The organism is Intrasporangium oryzae NRRL B-24470, assembly GCF_000576595.1.
GTDB classification, from domain to species: Bacteria; Actinomycetota; Actinomycetes; order Actinomycetales; family Dermatophilaceae; genus Intrasporangium_C; species Intrasporangium_C oryzae.
In genome coordinates this window covers 62,022-75,704 of sequence record NZ_AWSA01000003.1, presented here as the reverse complement: position 1 = coordinate 75,704, position 13,683 = coordinate 62,022, and the positions used below count along the sequence as shown (strand labels likewise).

Below are 13,683 nucleotides of genomic sequence, written 5' to 3'. Positions count from 1 at the left end.
CGCCCGCCTCGCCCGCCTCGCGCTGGCTCCAGCGCCCTCTCCAGCGCCCTGCGCGCGCCGTCTCAGCGTCGGCCGTACTTCTTGTGGACCGCCTGCCGCGAGACGCCGAGCTGCTCGGCGATCTCCGCCCAGGCCAGCCCGGCGTTGCGGGCGCGGCGCACGACCGCGGCCTCCGTCCGGTCCGCCGCACGGCGCAGCTCTCGGGCCGCTGCGAGCGCCGCGCGAGGGTCGTCGTCCCCGGTCGCCAGGGCCAGTCGCACCATCTCGTCCTCCCCCATGCCATCTCCTTGATGTCAACCTTCATTGACACAGTAGGCCGGCCGGCGAGCCGTGTCAACCAACGTTGACACTGACCCGCCTCGCGGTCCGAAACGGGCGCGACATCGTGGGCCCCGCGCGCCAGACTGCGGGCATGGCCCTCTCCCTCTCCCACACGACCGTGAACGCCCTCGACGCCCATGCCCAGTCCGTGTGGTGGGCCGACCTGCTCGGCTACCACGAGGACCCGTCCGACCCCAACGAGCCCGGCCACCACGAGTGCCTGATCCTCTCGCCCGACGAGTCCCACCGGATCCTCTTCATCGAGGTCGACGACCCGAAGGTCCTGCGCAACCGCGTCCACTTCGACCTGCGCCCCACCGACCGTCCGCGCGACGAGGAGCACGAGCGCGTCCTCGCCCTCGGCGCGACCGACGTCGACGACCGCCGCACCGCCGACGGGCGCGGCTGGTGGGTGATGGCCGACCCCGAGGGCAACGAGTTCTGCATCCTGCGCAGCGACGACGAGCGCCGGGCCGCCGGCGACCTCTGAGCTCGCCCACGGTGGCCGCGGGCAGCGGCGCTCTGGCGCCGGCTCTGCGACCATGGCCGCGTGACCGTCGCCCGCTCGATCCTGCTCTTCGTCCTCGCAGCAGTCGCCGAGATCGGCGGCGCCTGGCTCGTGTGGCAGGGGGTTCGCGAGCACCGGGGGTGGGCCTGGGTGGGCGCCGGCGTCATCGCCCTCGGCCTCTACGGGTTCGTCGCGACCCTCCAGCCCGATGCGAACTTCGGCCGTATCCTCGCCGCATACGGTGGGGTCTTCATCGCCGGCTCCCTCGTGTGGGGGATGGTCGCCGACGGGTTCCGGCCGGACCGCTGGGACGTCGTCGGCGCCCTCGTCTGCCTGGTCGGAGTCGCGGTCATCATGTACGCCCCGCGGGCCGGTTGAGCAGTCCTGGCGGTCCCCGTGTGAGTCCATACGGGCGGGGGTATCATGGAGCTACCCCCCGCCCCTACCACCCCCCAGGAGCAGCCGTGGAGCTCGACCTCGACGAGATGCAGTCGGTCATCCGGCGCCTCAACCGTGCGCGCGGCCAGATCGGCGGGATCGTCAAGATGATCGAGGAGGGGCGCGACTGCCGTGACATCGTCACCCAGCTCGCCGCCGTCTCCAAGGCTCTCGACCGCGCCGGGTTCGCCGTCATCGCGACCGGGCTGCGCGAGTGCCTGACCAACCCCGACGGCGAGGAGATGGACGTCGCCCAGATGGAGAAGCTCTTCCTCTCCCTCGCCTGACGCCCTCCTCACCAGGACCAGCACGTATGCCGCTGGGCGGGGTCACGCCATCGCGTGACCCCGCCCAGCGGCATACGCGCTCGTGAGACGAATCGCACGGACCGAGCCCTTTACGGCCGCCGCGAGCCGGGAGGACCATGGGGCCAGGGAGGTCGCCATGGACGTTGTTTCGGGGAACGAGCGACAGACGACAGCACCAGAGCTTGCCGAGTACCTCGGCAAGGTGCGGGCCCGCCGGGCGGAGCTCGGCGACTCGATCCGCGCCGTCGACGAGGCGCTCGAGGCGGCGATCGCCCGAGGCGGTCCCTGGCGGGAGCGCGTCCGGGCAGCCCTCGCCGAGCTCGACCACGACTTCAGTGACCACATCTGCCTGACCGAGAGCCCGGGCGGTCTGTACGAGCGGATCCGTCGCGACGCGCCGCGGCTCTCGGGCCCCATCGACCGGCTCTTCGCCGAGCACGCACCGCTCCGCGAGGAGATCGCCGGCTACCTCGCCGTCCTCGAGCACGGCGGGACGATGGCCGACCTCCCGGCCTTCCGCGAGGAGCTGACGCTGCTCGTGCGCCGCCTCCGACGGCACCGCCAGACGGGCGCCGACCTCGTGTACGAGGCCTACGACGTCGACCTCGGCGGTTCGGGCTGAGCGGTCGGCGTGGCCCGGCGGCCCCACCTGAGGGGCCGGCCGGGCCGCCGGACGGGGTCGGGGGTCGTCAGGGCGTCGGCTCGAACTGGGGCCGGAGCGGGAAGCCCGACGCTCCCGCAGAGCTCGTCCGCGACGCGAGTACCTGGTGCAGCTGGATCTCGTTGCGTTCGAAGGCGAGGCGCGACCCGGCGAGGTAAAGACCCCAGACGCGGGCCGTCCCACGCCCGGCGAGCTCGACACACTCGTCCCAGCGCTTGGCGAGGTTGGCGTTCCAGGCGGCACAGGTCCGGGCATAGTGCTCGCGGAGGTTCTCCTGGTGACGGACCTCGAACCCCTCGTTCTCCATGGCGCGCACGATGTCGCCCGAGCCCGTCAGCTCGCCGTCGGGGAAGACGTAGCGGTTGATGAAGCCGCGCTGCCGCAGCCCGGCATGCTCGTTGTCGGGCCGGGTGATGCAGTGGTTGAGCAGCCGCCCCTCGTCGCGGAGCCGGTCGCGCAGGAACCGGAAGTACGTCGGGTAGTTCTTGACCCCGATGTGCTCGGTGAGCCCGATCGAGCTGACCGCGTCGAACCCGCGCTCGGTGACGTCGCGGTAGTCCCCGTGGCGCACCTCGGCCCGGTCCGCGATCCCGTCGGCCTCGATCGCCGCCTGGGCCCACGCGGCCTGCTCACGGGAGAGGGTGACCCCGAGGGCGGTGACGCCGTAGTGCTTGACCGCATGGCGCACCATGCCGCCCCAGCCGCTCCCGACATCGAGCAGTCGCATGCCCGGCTCGAGGCCGAGCTTGCGGGCCACGAGGTCGTACTTGTGGGCCTGGGCCTGCTCGAGCGTCGTGTCCTCGCTCGGGTAGCACGCACACGTGTAGGTCATCGAGGGGCCGAGGACGCGCTCGTAGAACGCGTTCGACACGTCGTAGTGGTGGCTGATCGCGGCGGCGTCGCGGGCCCGGCCGTGGCGCAGGCCCTGAATCGTCCGGCGCAGCGGGCTCGGCGTCTCCTCGGGCGGGACGTCCGAAACCCGCAAGGGGAGCCGGGCCGCGAAGGCCGCGAGCTCGGCGAGGTCGCGAGGCGCCGGGAGGTGCGGCGTCAGGCCGTCGTTGAGGACCCGCAGGGCCTCGTACGGGTCGGCCTCGTCGATGCCCTCGACGACGAGGTCGCCCATGAGGTACGCCCGGGCGAGGCCGAGGGACCCGGGGGCCGTCATGAGGTACGTCAGGGCGCGTTCGTTCACGAGGCGCATGACGAGGCCGCCCGGGCTGCCCCCGGTCGAGCCGTCCCACGCCTCGATCCGCACCGGGGCATCCGGTCCGAACACCCGGTCGAATGCCTGTCCCACCGTCAGCGTCATCGCGCCTTCACCGCCTTCTCGTAGAGTGTCGGGAACCGCCCATCTGGGTCATAGCGTCGCTTGACCGGCGCGTAGGCCGCGCCGCCGTAGAGCGAGTCGAAGGTCTCCGCGTCGTAGTAGGCATCGGAGTAGAGCGACTTGTGGCCGCCGAGCCTGGTGACCTCGTCCTCTACGGCGCGGTTGACGTCCCCGTCGACGCGGCCGTCCTCAATGGCCACCGTCGACCAGAACCCGACGTTGACGTAGCGCTCGTCGCGCCGCATCGGGTAGAGCGGCCACGGCGGACCGTCCGTGGTCGCGCCGTCGAGACCGTCGCGCGAACCGACGGCGTTGGGGCGCAGGCGGATCGGGCACAGCCACACCGGCCGGATCGGGACCTCCCGGAGGAACCAGGTCATGAACGCCGCGAGGTTGCCGAGCGGGATCTCGACGTCCTGGACGACCCGCTCGCGCGGGGGTCGCCCGCGCCACGCGTCGAGGGTCGACATCACGCCGTGCCGGTTCTCGAAGGCGACGATCTTCCAGTAGACGTCGCTCCGAAGCAGCCGGCGCGGCCACAGCCGCCGGACCACGGGGTGCTGGGCCCCGAAGGCGCGCGAGCACCAGAACCAGTCGGTGTCCCACCGCCAGAGGTAGTCGTGGGCCGTGAGGACGTCGTGACGCCGCTCCTGGAGCGAGCGGTAGAAGATCCGCGCGCCGGTGTAGTCGCTCGGGCGCGGTTGCCCCTCGACGTCGTCGGTCCAGCGGCCGAGGCTGAGGTAGGCCTCCCGCTCCCCGAAGACGACGCCGTCGACGAAGTCGACCCGCTCGCGCTCCCACGTCCCTTCGTCCATCACGTGGCCGATGGCGGTCGACAGGTCGGCCACCGAGTCGAACCGGACGTGCCGCAGGGCGACGTACGGCCGGGCCCGCTCGAGCTCGATGACGAGGTCGAGCGCGTAGCCGAGCGAGCCGTACGAATTGGGGAAGGCCCGGAAGAGATCGGCGTGCTCACCGGTGGGGCGGGCGGTCACGACTTCGCCCGTGCCCGTGAGGATGCGCATCTCGAGGACCGACTCGTGGGGCAGGCCGTTGCGGAACGACGCGGCCTCGATGCCGAGGCCGGTCACGGCGCCCCCGATCGTGATGGTCCGCAGCTGCGGCACGACGAGGGGGACGAACCCGCGCGGCAGGAGGGCGTCGACGAGCTCCTCGTAGGTCGTCATGCCCCCGACCCGGGCCGTCGCCGCATCCTCGTCGAGCTCGACGACCCCGTGGAGGGCCGAGACGTCGAGGCGCGTGGCCGGACCCTCCTCGCGGCGCCGGAAGAGGTTGGACGTGCGCTTGGCGAGCCGGACCGGCGCGTCGGACGGGAGGGCGGCATACGCCTCGACGACGTCGGCGATCGCCCGCTCGTGCGCGCGCACCCGCTCGGTGGAGGCTTCGTGTCCTGCAACCTGGGGGAGGGTCACTCTCCGAGTCAACCAAACGCACGCAGGAAGATGCAGTCGAACGTTCCGGAAAATGGGCAGAGTCACGCGGACGCCCCCCAGCGGTTAGCGTCACCGACGTGGACATCGATCACGATCTCCGGCTCGCGTTCGAGACGTCGGACCGTGCGGCCGAGCTCGCCGGGCCACCCGCGGCGGTGGGTCCTTCGAGTCGTCCTGGCCGCGCGAGGAGAGCACGACGCGACGGCTCACGGTCAGCGCGACGGCGACCCTCGAGGGCGCGCTGCTCGACGGGGTCGATGACGAGTCCCGGGACCGGCTCCCGCACGCGGCGGCTCGCCCGCCACGGAGCCCCATGCCGCTCGTCGAGCTCGTCCGTGGCGAGATCGACGGCTTCTTGGCCGAGCGCTACTTCGCGTGGGACCACGCGCCGTGGGTCCTCCTCGTCGAGGAGGCGGGCGGCCGCTTCACCGACCGCACCGGTGGGCACGCCACCGACCGGGGCGGCGGCCTCTACTCCAACGCCCGCCTGCACCCCCAGCTGCTCGCTGCGCTGGACTACCCCGTGCGCCCCGTGCACCCCTGAGGTGCCGGCCGGACGGTGCGGCTCTCCCGGAGCGGGACCGGGCTGCCTCAGGGAGCATCCGTAGCGGATTCACAGCAGGCGGCCAGCGGGAGCGGAGCGAGCGGCCATAGCGTCGAGCGATGGCTCTGCAGCGGAACGGGCGTCGACGCCGCCCGGCGATCGACCTCGCGCTCGTCGCGGCGGTCGTCACCATGGTCGTCGCGACCCTGGCGGCGGCCGTCGCCTTCGGGGTGCCCGCCCGGCTCGTCGCCATGGCCGACCGTTCCCTGGGAGCCCACAGCGCGTCCGTGACGTGGTCGACCCCGTCGCCCGCGCCGCCGACGTCACGGTCGACGAGCACAACGCCCGAAAGCCCGTCGCCGACGAGCCCGACCACGCCGACCACGCCGACGACGACCGGCACGGGAGCACTCGACGCCCAGGTCGTCCCGGGCGGAAGCGGTCCGCTGCAGGTCGTCGGCCTCGGCGACTCCGTCATGTCCGGGGCCAACTGCGACTGCCGCGGCATCGTCGCGGAGTATGCCGACGCGCTGGCTGACGCGACGAACCGACCGGTCACCGGGACCAACCTCGGCGTACCCGGCGACATGACGACCGACCTCGCCGACCACCTCGCCCACGACGCAGACACCCGGGCCGCCGTCGCCAAGGCGGACGTCGTCCTCGTGACGATCGGCGCCAACGACGTGGTCCCTCAGCGCGACACGTGGATGGCCCAAGGGTGCGAGCAGGCGTGCTACGCGCCCACGGTCGCGGCGATCGGGAGGCAGCTGGCCGGGGTTCTCGCGACCGTCCGCTCCCTGCGGAACGACCAGCCGACGGCGGTCCTCGTCACGGACTACTGGAACGTCTTCACGGACGGTGATGTGGCCCGGGCCACTGTCGGTGAGAGCGGGCTCCGGTGGAGCGAGCGGCTGACCTCGGTCGTCAACCGTGCCATCTGCGATGCGGCCGCCTCGAACGCCGCCACGTGCGTCCACCTCGTGCCGCCCTTCAAGAACGACGGCGACCCGACCGGGCTGCTCGCCGGCGACGGCGACCACCCGAACGCGGCTGGTGTCGCGGTCATCGTCAAGGAGCTGATGGCGGCGACCCGGACCCAGGGCTGAGAGGCAACCCCCCGTTCGATGTATCCCCGCGACCTATAGCACGCGCGGATACATCGAACCGGGGGTGGGAAGGGGGGCGCCGGGGGGTTACTCCCGGGCGAGCATGAAGGTGCCGAGCCCGACCATCATCGTCCCGCCGGCAACGCCCAGCCGGTCGAGACGCTTGGGCTTGCGGGCGAACCACTCACGCGCCTTGGCCGCCGCCACGGCCCAGACGCTGTCGGAGCAGATCGCCATGGCGCCGAAGACGAGGCCGAGCACGGCCATCTGCAGGCCGAGGTGCCCGGCGCCCGCGTTGGCGAACTGCGGGAGGAAGGCGAGGAAGAAGATGATCGTCTTCGGGTTGGTCACGCCGACGACGAACCCGATGCGCAGGGCGTGCCCGCGCCGGCCGGGGACCTTCGCCTCGAGGGCCGTACGTGCCTCGGACCGGTGGCGGATCGCCTGGATGCCGAGCCAGATGACGTAGGTGGCACCGACCGCCTTGACGACGGTGTAGGCGGTCGCGCTCGCGGCGACGACGGCGCCGAGCCCGACGGCGACGAGGAGGACCTGCGTCACGAGGCCGAGGCCGTTGCCGACGACGGAGAGCAGCGCCTCGCGGCGCCCCACCGTCAGCGCGCGCCCGATGGTGAAGAGCAGGCTGGGGCCAGGGACCTGGATGAAGAGGATCGACGCGACGAGGAACGCGACCCATTGGCTCGATGTCGGCACGAGACCAGTGTGCGTCCCCGCCCTCGGGGCGTCACATCCGTTTCCGCGTCGTGGGACACGTGGGCGCCCGAATTGCGGTCGCCGGCACGTCGACGTCGTCACTACGGTGGCCGGATGGCCATCAACCGCACCGATCCGCCCCTCGCCGCCGACGAGCTGACTTCGCTCCTCGCCTTCCTCGACTACCACCGCGACACGCTCCGCCTCAAGGCCGACGGCCTCGACGCCGAGCAGCTGAACCGCACCCTCGCCCCGTCCACCCTGACCCTGGGCGGCCTGCTCAAGCACCTCTCGCTCGTCGAGAGCAACTGGCTCGGTGTCATCCTCCTCGGCCGGGCCGAGGCCGAGCCCTGGGCCTCGGTCGACTGGGACGCCGACGTCGACTGGGACTTCCACAGCGCCGTCGACGACACCCCGGAGTCCCTGCGCACCCTCTTCGACGAGACGGTCGCCGAGTCGGGCCGGATCATCGAGGAGGTCGTCGCGAGCGACGGGCCGGCGGCCCTCGACCGGCTGTCCGTCGTCAGCAGCCGCAAGGAGGGCCGCCAGTTCAGCCTCCGCTGGATCCTGCTCCACCTCATCGAGGAGTACGCCCGGCACAACGGGCACGCCGACCTCCTGCGCGAGTCCATCGACGGGCAGACGGGCGAGTGATCAACCCGCGGCCCGACGGAGGCAGAACCGCCTCAGCTCCTCGGCGCGCATGACCTCGGCGAGCGCCGTGTAGCGCTCCCGGGCCTCCTCCCGCCGTCCCGTGCGCCAGGCGACGTCCGCGAGGGTCAGGGCCGCGTCGCGGCTCGCGTATGCCGCTGGGCCGGCTTCCAGCGCGAGCAGCTCGTCCTCGACGGCGGCCAGGGCCTCGGCCTGGGGTCCGGTGGGGCCACCGCCCTCCGCCCCGGTGACGCGAGCGCTGCGGGCGGCGATGGCGAGGAGGGCGTGGGCGGTCGCGGCGAGACGGGCGACGCGGACCGACGGCGCCGGCCAGCGTTCCTCGAGGGCGCCGTAGAGCAGGACGATGCGGCCCCAGTCGGTGTCGGCGAAGGTCGGGGCGCTCGAGTGCAGCCCGGAGATGGCCGCCTCGATGGCGAACCGGCCGTCGCCGGCGGCCGCGAACGTCGCGTCGTCGAGTCCCGCTGCGAGGAGCCGCCGGTCCCAGCGCGAGCGGTCGACCTCGTCGAGGGCGAGACCCGTCCCTGTCGCGTCGACGCGGCCGGGACGCCGGGCGAGGCCGAGCCGGATCACGGCTCGGAGGCCTCGCACCTCGGTGTCGGTGGGGTAGGCGGCCACGAGCGCATCGGCGATCGACAGCGCCTGGCGGCCGGTGTCGGCGAGCGAGTCGGCCGGGTCGAGCACGGTCCGGTGGGCGACGGTGAACATCCCGGCGACGCAGGCGAGCACGACGGGCAGGCGCTCGGCCCGTTCCGAGGGGCCGGGCACCCGGAACGCGCCACGGGCCTCGGCGAGAGACCGCTTCGCGCGGGTCAGCCGGGCGGCGGTCGCCGGCTCCTGGAGGCCCAGGTGCGCGGCGATCTCGGGGATGGTCAGGCCGCAGACGACGCGGAGCGCGAGCACCATCTGCGAGGTGGGGGAGAGGGCCTCGTCGCAGGCGACGAAGAGCAGGGCGAGGCGGTCGTCGAGACCCTCGCCGGCGACCCGGTCGTCGGGGGCCATGGCGGTGACCGATGCGGTGGGGTCGACCTCGGGCCGGACGAGCTCGGGGGCGAGCCGGGCCTCGACCTTCCGCCGCCGCGCGTCGTCGATCCAGGCACGCTTGGCCACGGACGTGCACCAGGCGGCGAAGGAGTCGATCCGCCCCGGGAAGGCGGCGGCACGCGCGACGGCCTCAGCGGCAAACTCCTCCGCGTCGTCGAGACTGCCGGTGAACGCGGCGAGGGCACGCACGATGCGTGGCCACGCCTGCTCGAACTCGTCCGGGGTCGGCCGCATGCGGACATTGTGTCGCTCGTCGGGCAGCGAGACGGTCCCGCACGCGGCCGGCACCCGGGCGACCGTCACTGCATCGGGAAGACCTTGCGCCACTCGACGTGGCCGCGGGTCGGGACCATGGCCGCGACGCGACGGGCGGTGTCCTCGTCGTCGATCTCGACGAGGTAGAACCCGGTGATGACCTCGGAGGTGTCGGCGAACGGCCCGTCGGTCCAGACGGCGTCCTCGACGGCGCCCTCGCCCGCCCCGGGCTTGACGGTCCCGCCGTGCCGGCTGTTGTGCAGGGCAGCGCCGCCGACGACGCGGGCGCCGAGATCGGCGACCGCGACCTGGAAGGCCTTGTGCTCGGGGAAGTTCGCGTCACGGCCGGAGGGGACGAGCGCGGGGTCGCCCCCTTCGAGGTAGGCGTCGGAGTCCCAGTCGGGCTCGTGGATGAGGTAGGCGTACGTGTCGGTCATGGTCGGCTCCTTGCCGTCTGGTCGATCCGTTGTCGATCCGTGGCGACCCTCGCCACACCATCCTGACGAACTCACCGTCCGGGAATCGACACGACGTCCGGACGGATTCGTCCGGGCCCCTGGGTGGCAGCGTCAGGCGGCGCCGCGCACCTTCTCGAGCCTGGCCTGCAGCGAGGCCTCGCGGTGCCGGTTCCCGTGCAGACCGAGGTAGGTCTCGCCGTAGATCGCGAGGAGCGTGTCGTCGAGCCGGCGGACGGCGCCGGGCGGGTACTTGTAGCCCATCGCCGCGAGGACCTCGCCCGGGTCGACCTGCGCGACGATCGTGCCCAGCTCGTCGAGCGAGGTGATCCCGAGCTCGAGGAGGAGCCCGGAGATCCACGTGTAGTGGTCGGTGCGCGACCACCCGGCGTCGGGGTATGCCGCGGCGAGGAACTTCGCGAGCTCCTGGGCGTCGAGGCGGGGATCGGCCGGGATCTCGGTCGCCGTCGCGGATCCGCTCGAGGCTCCGCTCACCGGTCCGGTCCCTGATCCGGTCCCTGATCCGGCCACCGGCCGGTCGGGCACCCCGGCGTTGAGCCGGTCGCGGATCGCGGAGAACTCCCGGTCGGCGAGCTCGAGCAGGCCCGCCGCCAGCGTGAACCGCCGGTCGAGGTCGCGGGCGTGCTCCTTCGGGACCGAGCCCTTGTAGCGGATGTCGTGCTCGAACTCGGCCCACGCGTGCTGCAGGACGGTCCGGACCTGGACCGAGGCGCTCAGGCGGCGGAGCGACTCATAGGCGCTCGGCACGGTGCGGCTCGCGTCGACGGCGACGAGCAGGTGGCGGCTCGCGTAGCCGAACCGGCCCTCGCGCGCGGTCTCCTCGCCGAGGTCGCGGTCGTCGAGCACGGCGAGCTCCTCCGCGAGGAGGTCGGCGACGGCGGCGACGTCGTCGTGGACGTAGGTGATGACGCGGACGCCGATCTGGTCGGTGATCTCCTCGAGGGGTTTGCGGTAGAGCAGCTCCCCGTCGCGCGTCCGCTCCGCCTTCGCCGCGAACGACTCGACCGACTTCGTCCGGCCGGTGACGCTGAGGTAGTTGATGCCGGCATCGTCGAGGAGCGAGGTGATGAGCTCGACGAAGAGGGCCGTGGACGCCCTGAGCGTGGGCTGCCGCTCGGCGTAGGCCCGCACCGCCGCACGGATCGGCTCGGGCGGCTGCAGGGGCGGGGTCGACATGGCCCCATCCTGCCCTCCAGGGTGGTCACCGACATGCGCGCGGCCCCGACCCACCGGAATTCGGGTGCGCGGGAGGCACCCGGCTGCCACCGTGGCGCCATGCACCTGCGGACCGAACGACTCACCATCCGCCCCTGGTCGCACGACGAGGCGGCGCGGCTCCTCGACATCCTGAGCCGGGTCGAGGTCGTCCAGTGGCTCGGCGACGGCGAACCGGTCCTCATGAAGGACCTCGAGGAGGCGCACGCGCGGATCGACCGCTACGCCGTCCGCAACGAGAGCGCTCCCCTCGGGTTCTCGGCGATCGAGGTCAACGAGACCGGACAGGTCGCCGGGACGGTCCTGCTGTCCGTCCTGCCCAACAGCGAGGCCGGCGAGGTCGAGGTCGGCTGGCACCTGCACCCCGACTCCTGGGGTCACGGGTACGCGACCGAGGCCGCCGCCGCCGTCGTGCAGCACGGGTTCGACGCGGGCCTGCCCGAGCTCTACGCCATCACCCACACGACGAACGAGCCGTCCCAGCGGGTCTGCCGCCGCCTCGGCATGGAGGACCTCGGTGTCCTCGAGCGGTGGTACGCGGGCGAGTCGCGGGTCTTCCGTACCACGCCCGAGCGCTGGGCCGCGCGCTCCTGAGAGGCCGCCCGGCGGCATACGGCCGTATGCCGCCGGGTCGGGTCGGTGCCTGGCGCGCGGTGCCGCGCGACCCCGGACGGTCAGCCGCCGACGTGGACCAGCGGGCGGCGGGTCGCGTCCGGCTCGGCGCGCCGGAGGATCTCGTGCGTCAGGGGCGGGATGTCGCCCTCACCGGCGAGCAGGAAGCGCAGGACGTTCTGGCCGGGCGCCTTCTCGCTCCACTCGAAGTAGACGTGCGGCGGCTTCGGCATCCGGTCGCGGACGTCGAGGAGCACGGCGGCGAGGACGTTCGGCACCGACGGGCCAGTCGCGCGGAGGATGTAGTGGCCACCGACGATCGCCGACGTGACCTGGACCGTCGTGGCGAAGTCGCTCGCGTCGGAGACCTCGACCTCGAGGAAGATCGCGCCCTGGCGTCCGTTCAGGTGGTTGTGCATCCGGACGTCGAGGGACTTCGCGCGGTACTCGTCGCGGTCGCCCGCGTTGAGCTTGTTCGCGATGAACCGCAGCGGCTGGATCCCGCGGGCCGCGTCGTCGAGGATCGCCTGCGCACCCTCGTCGTAGACGACGCGCTGGACGCGCAGCTCGGTCGATCGGACGATCCGCGACCAGACGCTGAAGGTCAGGATCATGGCGATGAAGACGAGGGCGATGATGAGGCCCTCGGGACGCTCGGCGATCGTGATGCCGATCGTGTAGACGAAGATCGCGCTGATGACGAGGAAGAACGCCGCGGTCCCGCGGTGGCCGCGGCGCAGCTCGGTGAGGAAGACGGCGATCGCCGCGGACGTCATGAGGGCGAGGACGCCAGTCGCGTAGGCGCCTGCCTGCTTGTCGACGCTCGCGTGGAACGAGAGGGTGACGACGATCGCGATGACGGTGAGGACGACGACGAGCGGCCGGGTCGAGCGGGCCCAGTCGGGTGCCATGCCGTAGCGGGGCAGGTAGCGCGGCACGATGTTGAGCAGGCCGGCCATCGCGGACGCTCCGGCGAACCAGAGGATCCCGATCGTCGCGGCGTCGTAGGCCGTGCCGAACCCCTCGCCGAGCAGGTCGTGGGCGAGGTAGGCGAGCGCCCGCCCGTTTGCCGCGCCGCCCGGCTCGAAGGCCGCGTGCGGGATGAGGAGGGTCGTGACGAGCGAGCTGCCGATGAGCAGGACGCTCATGATGAGGGCCGCCGTCGTGAGGAGCTTCTTCGCGTTGCGGATCCGGCCGGCCGGGTGCTCCTCGGTGTCGTCCGGGTCGCCTTTGACGAGCGGCATGACGACGACGCCCGTCTCGAAGCCGGAGAGGCCGAGGGCGAGCGCCGGGAAGACGAGCAGGCTCGCCCCGATGATCCCGAACGGGGCCGAGTGCGCGGACGTCATCGCGTCCACCCAGTCGCCGACGGCGGTCGGGTGGTTGCGGATCTCGAGCAGGCCCCGGGCGATGACGACGACGCTCAGCCCGAGGTAGGCGACGACGAGGACGACGGCGATGCCGATGGCCTCCTTGAACCCCTTGAGGAAGATCGCCGCGAGGAGGAGCAGCAGCGTCAGGGTGACGGCGACCTGCTTCCCCGAGAGCGCCGTCTTGAGGTAGGGGTTCTCGAGCAGGTGGGCGCTCGCGTCGGCGGCCGAGAGGGTGATCGTGATGATGAACCCGGTCGCGACGAAGCCGATGAGCGAGAGCACGAGCAGCTTGCTCGGCCAGTAGGAGAGGAGCCGCTCGAGCATCGAGAGGCTGCCGTCGCCGTGGGGGCTCTCCTCGGCGACGCGGCGGTACATCGGCAGCGCCCCGAAGAGGGTGATGAGCACGAGGACGAGCGTCGCGATGGGGGAGAGGGCGCCCGCGGCGAGTGCGGCGATGCCGGGCTGGTACCCCAGGGTCGAGAAGTAGTCGACGCCGGTGAGGCACATGACGCGCCACCACGGCTGGACGTGGTGTTGGGTCCGGGCCTCGCGCTCGTCCTCGTAGTAGCCGCCTGGGTCGGGCTCGTCGGCGTCGAGGAACCAGCGGTTGAAGGGGGTGCGCTCGTCGCGCGTCGTGGTCACGGCCGAGCAGTGT

General features: G+C 72.4%; 16 protein-coding genes. 8 read left to right on the top strand and 8 right to left on the bottom strand.

Features of this window, described 5'->3' with window-relative positions:
• Positions 1–62: 62 nt before the first annotated feature.
• Positions 63–278 carry a hypothetical protein gene (locus N865_RS02005; protein ID WP_034800960.1) on the bottom strand — a complete coding sequence of 72 codons (216 nt, stop codon included), beginning with the start codon at positions 276–278 and terminating at the stop codon, positions 63–65.
• A 134-nt stretch (positions 279–412) separates the two neighbouring features.
• On the opposite strand from N865_RS02005, the gene N865_RS02000 reads away from it, so the two are divergent.
• From N865_RS02000 to N865_RS01985, 4 genes are all read left to right on the top strand, one after another.
• A complete protein-coding gene (locus N865_RS02000; protein ID WP_034800958.1) occupies positions 413–811 on the top strand; it encodes a VOC family protein in 399 nt (132 codons plus the stop codon).
• Positions 812–871: 60 nt separating this feature from the next.
• Positions 872–1,207: a YnfA family protein gene (locus tag N865_RS01995; RefSeq protein WP_034800956.1), complete on the top strand. Its 336-nt coding sequence runs from the start codon at positions 872–874 to the stop codon at positions 1,205–1,207.
• 86 nt (positions 1,208–1,293) lie between these two features.
• Entirely contained in the window at positions 1,294–1,554 is a 261-nt protein-coding gene (locus N865_RS01990) for a metal-sensitive transcriptional regulator (RefSeq protein ID WP_034800954.1), read from the top strand.
• A gap of 157 nt (positions 1,555–1,711) precedes the next feature.
• Positions 1,712–2,197, top strand: coding sequence for a hypothetical protein (locus tag N865_RS01985; protein ID WP_051509875.1), 486 nt, complete (start codon positions 1,712–1,714; stop codon positions 2,195–2,197).
• A gap of 67 nt (positions 2,198–2,264) precedes the next feature.
• Here N865_RS01985 and N865_RS01980 read toward each other — a convergent pair whose 3' ends face one another.
• Positions 2,265–3,533 (bottom strand): SAM-dependent methyltransferase, encoded by a 1,269-nt coding sequence (locus N865_RS01980; protein ID WP_245603634.1) that lies wholly within the window; start codon positions 3,531–3,533, stop codon positions 2,265–2,267.
• Positions 3,534–3,541: 8 nt separating this feature from the next.
• Positions 3,542–4,996, bottom strand: coding sequence for an FAD-binding oxidoreductase (locus tag N865_RS01975; protein ID WP_245603633.1), 1,455 nt, complete (start codon positions 4,994–4,996; stop codon positions 3,542–3,544).
• Between the two features lie 334 nt (positions 4,997–5,330).
• Between N865_RS01975 and N865_RS01965 the strand changes: the two genes are divergently transcribed.
• Both N865_RS01965 and N865_RS21490 read left to right on the top strand, forming a co-directional pair.
• A complete protein-coding gene (locus tag N865_RS01965; protein ID WP_034800944.1) occupies positions 5,331–5,561 on the top strand; it encodes an inositol monophosphatase family protein in 231 nt (76 codons plus the stop codon).
• Between the two features lie 119 nt (positions 5,562–5,680).
• Positions 5,681–6,670: an SGNH/GDSL hydrolase family protein gene (locus N865_RS21490; protein ID WP_051509872.1), complete on the top strand. Its 990-nt coding sequence runs from the start codon at positions 5,681–5,683 to the stop codon at positions 6,668–6,670.
• A gap of 87 nt (positions 6,671–6,757) precedes the next feature.
• Here the strand turns inward: N865_RS21490 and N865_RS01955 are convergent, their stop codons facing one another.
• A complete protein-coding gene (locus N865_RS01955; RefSeq protein WP_034800941.1) occupies positions 6,758–7,384 on the bottom strand; it encodes a LysE family translocator in 627 nt (208 codons plus the stop codon).
• A 114-nt stretch (positions 7,385–7,498) separates the two neighbouring features.
• Here N865_RS01955 and N865_RS01950 point away from each other — a divergent pair, with 114 nt between their 5' ends.
• Complete coding sequence (locus tag N865_RS01950) at positions 7,499–8,038, top strand: DinB family protein (RefSeq protein WP_034800938.1); 540 nt, start codon at positions 7,499–7,501, stop codon at positions 8,036–8,038.
• On the opposite strand, the gene N865_RS01945 is transcribed toward N865_RS01950, so the two are convergent.
• The 3 genes from N865_RS01945 to N865_RS01935 form a co-directional block, all read right to left on the bottom strand.
• Entirely contained in the window at positions 8,039–9,331 is a 1,293-nt protein-coding gene (locus tag N865_RS01945) for a DUF6596 domain-containing protein (protein WP_034801115.1), read from the bottom strand. It abuts the gene before it with no gap.
• A gap of 65 nt (positions 9,332–9,396) precedes the next feature.
• Positions 9,397–9,789, bottom strand: coding sequence for a YciI family protein (locus tag N865_RS01940; protein WP_034800936.1), 393 nt, complete (start codon positions 9,787–9,789; stop codon positions 9,397–9,399).
• Between the two features lie 132 nt (positions 9,790–9,921).
• Complete coding sequence (locus N865_RS01935) at positions 9,922–11,004, bottom strand: GTP pyrophosphokinase (RefSeq protein WP_034800934.1); 1,083 nt, start codon at positions 11,002–11,004, stop codon at positions 9,922–9,924.
• A gap of 99 nt (positions 11,005–11,103) precedes the next feature.
• Between N865_RS01935 and N865_RS01930 the strand changes: the two genes are divergently transcribed.
• Entirely contained in the window at positions 11,104–11,637 is a 534-nt protein-coding gene (locus N865_RS01930) for a GNAT family N-acetyltransferase (RefSeq protein ID WP_034800932.1), read from the top strand.
• A gap of 80 nt (positions 11,638–11,717) precedes the next feature.
• On the opposite strand, the gene N865_RS01925 is transcribed toward N865_RS01930, so the two are convergent.
• A complete protein-coding gene (locus tag N865_RS01925; protein ID WP_407636734.1) occupies positions 11,718–13,535 on the bottom strand; it encodes an APC family permease in 1,818 nt (605 codons plus the stop codon).
• Positions 13,536–13,683: the final 148 nt, after the last annotated feature.

What these genes read in the sequence shown, in the direction of transcription:
- N865_RS02005 (WP_034800960.1), bottom strand. Translation starts at nt 278, where the DNA reads ATGGGGGAGGACGAGATGGTGCGACTGGCCCTGGCGACCGGGGACGAC.
- N865_RS01940 (WP_034800936.1), bottom strand. Translation starts at nt 9,789, where the DNA reads ATGACCGACACGTACGCCTACCTCATCCACGAGCCCGACTGGGACTCC.
- N865_RS01965 (WP_034800944.1), top strand. Translation starts at nt 5,331, where the DNA reads ATGCCGCTCGTCGAGCTCGTCCGTGGCGAGATCGACGGCTTCTTGGCC.
- N865_RS01950 (WP_034800938.1), top strand. Translation starts at nt 7,499, where the DNA reads ATGGCCATCAACCGCACCGATCCGCCCCTCGCCGCCGACGAGCTGACT.
- N865_RS01930 (WP_034800932.1), top strand. Translation starts at nt 11,104, where the DNA reads ATGCACCTGCGGACCGAACGACTCACCATCCGCCCCTGGTCGCACGAC.
- N865_RS02000 (WP_034800958.1), top strand. Translation starts at nt 413, where the DNA reads ATGGCCCTCTCCCTCTCCCACACGACCGTGAACGCCCTCGACGCCCAT.
- N865_RS21490 (WP_051509872.1), top strand. Translation starts at nt 5,681, where the DNA reads ATGGCTCTGCAGCGGAACGGGCGTCGACGCCGCCCGGCGATCGACCTC.
- N865_RS01925 (WP_407636734.1), bottom strand. Translation starts at nt 13,535, where the DNA reads ATGTGCCTCACCGGCGTCGACTACTTCTCGACCCTGGGGTACCAGCCC.
- N865_RS01945 (WP_034801115.1), bottom strand. Translation starts at nt 9,331, where the DNA reads ATGCGGCCGACCCCGGACGAGTTCGAGCAGGCGTGGCCACGCATCGTG.
- N865_RS01935 (WP_034800934.1), bottom strand. Translation starts at nt 11,004, where the DNA reads ATGTCGACCCCGCCCCTGCAGCCGCCCGAGCCGATCCGTGCGGCGGTG.
- N865_RS01985 (WP_051509875.1), top strand. Translation starts at nt 1,712, where the DNA reads ATGGACGTTGTTTCGGGGAACGAGCGACAGACGACAGCACCAGAGCTT.